The organism is Arthrobacter sp. 2YAF22_2, from assembly GCF_052114645.1.
GTDB lineage: Bacteria > Actinomycetota > Actinomycetes > Actinomycetales > Micrococcaceae > Arthrobacter.
This window is the reverse complement of record NZ_JBFRFD010000428.1, coordinates 1-3,306: the sequence shown is the minus strand read 5'-3', so window position 1 is coordinate 3,306 and position 3,306 is coordinate 1. Positions and strand designations below refer to the sequence as shown.

Annotated in this window: 4 protein-coding genes; 2 read left to right on the top strand and 2 right to left on the bottom strand. The window is 67.2% G+C overall.

Features of this window, described 5'->3' with window-relative positions; genetic code table 11:
* Nucleotides 1-1,584, bottom strand: a 1,584-nt coding sequence (locus AB4Y86_RS15310; RefSeq protein WP_441403049.1) for an acetyl-CoA carboxylase biotin carboxylase subunit, incomplete at its 3' end; no start/stop codon positions are given.
* Nucleotides 1,585-1,717: 133 nt separating this feature from the next.
* A complete protein-coding gene (locus tag AB4Y86_RS15305; protein WP_441403048.1) occupies nt 1,718-2,425 on the bottom strand; it encodes a Maf family protein in 708 nt (235 codons plus the stop codon).
* A gap of 116 nt (nt 2,426-2,541) precedes the next feature.
* Between AB4Y86_RS15305 and AB4Y86_RS15300 the strand changes: the two genes are divergently transcribed.
* Both AB4Y86_RS15300 and AB4Y86_RS15295 read left to right on the top strand, forming a co-directional pair.
* On the top strand, nt 2,542-2,709 hold the full coding sequence (locus AB4Y86_RS15300) for a hypothetical protein (protein WP_441403047.1): 168 nt from the start codon (nt 2,542-2,544) through the stop codon (nt 2,707-2,709).
* A partial coding sequence (locus AB4Y86_RS15295) for a cytochrome b N-terminal domain-containing protein (protein WP_441403046.1) occupies nt 2,706-3,306 on the top strand: 601 nt, incomplete at its 3' end. The genes AB4Y86_RS15300 and AB4Y86_RS15295, both read left to right, overlap by 4 nt.

Sequence of the window (3,306 nt, the reverse complement as noted above, 5' to 3'; positions counted from 1 at the left end):
GCCTTCGTCAACGACATCCCCGCCTGGACTCCGARCGGGACCGGCCCTGAGGCGGCCGACGCCGGCGAACGCCAGCGCGTCGTCGACTTCGAGGCGCTTGCCGCCGACCTCGACGACGACGCGCTGGCGTTCGCCGGCGTCGGCCGCCTCAGGGCCGGTCCCGTTCGGAGTCCAGGCGGGGATGTCGTTGACGAAGGCGGTCTCGATCCAGCGGGTGTGGACCTTGAACGGGCCCTCGGCCGGGGCGAAGTCGGGGTTGGTGACGACGGCGAGGTCGAACGGGATAACGGTGGGGATGCCCTCCACCACCATCTCCTCGAGGGCGCGGCGGGAGCGTTGCAGCGCCTGGCTGCGGGTGGCGCCCGTGACGATCAGCTTGGAGAGCATCGAGTCGAAGTTGCCGCTGATGATGTCGCCTTGTTCCACGCCGGAGTCAATCCGCACGCCGGGGCCGGTCGGGTTCTTCAGGCCGGTGATGGTGCCGGGGGCGGGCATGAAGTTCCGGCCCGGGTCTTCGCCGGTGATGCGGAACTCGATTGAGTGGCCGCGGACCTCGGGGTCGCCGTAGCCGAGCTCCTCGCCGCGGGCCAGCCGGAACTGTTCCCGGACCAGGTCAATGCCGGTGACTTCCTCGGAGACGCAGTGCTCGACCTGCAGACGGGTGTTGACCTCCAGGAAGGAGATGGTGCCGTCCTGGCCCACCAGGAACTCGCAGGTGCCAGCGCCCAGGTAGCCGGCCTCCTTCAGGATGGCCTTGGAGGATTCGTAGAGGCGCCGGTTCTGCTCCTCGGTGAGGAAAGGCGCAGGCGCTTCTTCGACGAGCTTCTGGTTGCGGCGCTGCAGCGAGCAATCCCGGGTGGAGACGACGACGACGTTGCCGTGCGCGTCGGCGAGGCACTGGGTCTCGACATGGCGCGGGGCGTCCAGAAAGCGTTCGATGAAGCACTCGCCTCGGCCGAACGCGGCGGTGGCCTCGCGCACGGCGGATTCGAAGAGTTCGGGGATTTCCTCGCGGGTGCGGGCCACCTTGATGCCGCGCCCGCCGCCGCCGAAGGCCGCCTTGATGGCGATCGGCAGGCCGAACTTGTCCACGAATTCGAGGATCTCCTCGGCTGATTCCACCGGGTCGGCGGTGCCGGGGACCTGCGGCGCGCCGACCTTCTCGGCGATGTGGCGGGCCTGGACCTTGTCGCCGAGGGCGGAGATGGCCTCGGGGGAGGGCCCGATCCAGGTGATGCCGGCGGCGATTACCCTGGCCGCAAATTCGGCGTTCTCGGCGAGGAAGCCGTAGCCGGGGTGGATTGCGTCGGCGCCGGAGCGCTGCGCCACTTCGATCAGCTTGTCCATCACCAAGTAGGACTCGGCGGCGGTGTTGCCGCCCAGGGCGTACGCCTCGTCGGCAAGCTTGACGTGGAGCGCGTCCCGGTCCGGATCCGCGTAGACGGCCACGGAGGCGAGGCCTTCATCGCGGGCGGCACGGATGATGCGCACCGCAATCTCGCCGCGGTTGGCGATCAGCACCTTGTTCAGGCGGTTGGCGCCCGTGGTGGCGGCGGGCTCTGGCTGGGCGGACTGCTCCGAAATTGCTGACAAGGCGTCTCCTTCTTTCCTTCAGGGAGCCTAGCGCGGTTTTGTGGGGTCCGCCGATATTACTTGCGGATTCCGCGCGTAAACAGGCGATCCTTTGTGGGATTCCTACAAGGCGGTGCGCATTGGCTCACTCGGCGCGGACGTCGGCCGGGTCGGCCGCCCCGCCGGTCCAGAGCTCGGTGACGCCCACCTTGGCCTGAGCCAGGAGGCCGCGCAGGGTGGAGATGGAGAGCCCGACGACGGTGTGCGGGTCGCCGTCGACCTTACGGATGAAGGCCCCGCCGTAGCCGTCGATCGTGAAGGAGCCGGCGCACTGGAGCGGCTCGCCGGTGGCGATGTACGTGTCGATCTCGTCCTCGCTCATCTCCATGAAGTGCACCTCCGCGGAGTTGACGGAGCCAAGCGTCGCGCCGGTGCCGGTGCCGGCGCCGTCGCCGGTGCCGGTGCCGGCGCCGTCGTCGGGCGCGTCGGAACCGGAGTCGCGGCAGTCCACCAGCCAGTGGCCGGTGTGCAGCACGCCCATGCTGCCGCTCATCCGCAGCATCCGCTCCTTGGCAACCTCGGCGGTGTAGGGCTTGCCGTGGGCCTCGCCGTCGAACTCGAAGACCGAATCGCAGCCGATCACTAGGGCGCCGTCGGCCTCCGGCAGCGAGGCAACCGCCTCGGCCTTGGCGCGGGCCAGCAGCAGAGCTGTGTCATGCGGGTCGGTCACGCCGTAGCGGGCCTGCACTGCACCCTCATCCACATCGGAGACGAGGACCTCGTGGGCGATGCCGGCGTTGCGGAGCAGTTTGGTGCGGGCTGGGGACTGGGAAGCGAGAATGAGGCGGGTCACGGCTCCAGCCTAGTTCACGGCCTGGAAGCAAGGCCGGGGCGGGGCGAAAGACTCTGGTTTCGGCGATCTGGCGGTGGTGAGCTTGGGCCAGCATCCGACAGAGAATCGAGGATTCCATGGCCGGTTGGCTCTTCGCAGGCGCCACCACGGTGGGCGCCGGAACCTATTTTGGCTGGGACGGTTTTACCATTCAACTGGGCAACCTGGTTGTGATCCTGGTGATGATCGTTCTCTTTGTGCTGGCACTCGTTCTTCCGTTTCCGGGCGGGAAGCGGCGGAAATGACTGCGCAAAGCCAGCCAGCGCACGGCTTGCCGGCAGAGGACAACGACGCGCACACCTGGACCGGCAAAGCCCGCCGGTGGATGCTCGGGAAGCTGCCCCCGGACAAGCTCCTGCCCGAGGACCAGCCAAGCTATGTCATGTCCTGGGCCTATGTCTTCGGCATGGGGGCCGTCGCTTCGCTGCTCTGGATCATCATTTCCGGCGTTGTGCTGGGACTGAACGGGCCCCAGTGGTACCACGTGTCAGCCCTTGGCAGCTTCGTCAACAGCACGCATCTGTGGAGCGTCGAACTGTTTTTCATGTTCATGGTGGTGCACCTCTGGCTCAAATTCTGGATGGCGGCCTGGCGCGGCGGCCGGGTCCTGACCTGGATCACCGGCATGCTCTCCTTCATTGTTTCCATCGTGGCGGCATTCACCGGGTACCTCCTGCAGACCAACTTCGATTCCCAGTGGATAGCCTTCGAGGCCAAGGATGCGCTGAACGCCGTGGGAGTGGGCGCGTGGTTCAACGTGGCCAACCTCGGACAGATCTTCGTTTGGCACATCACCTTGCTGCCCTTGGCCGTGGGTGCCGTGGTGGTCGTGCATGTCTTGC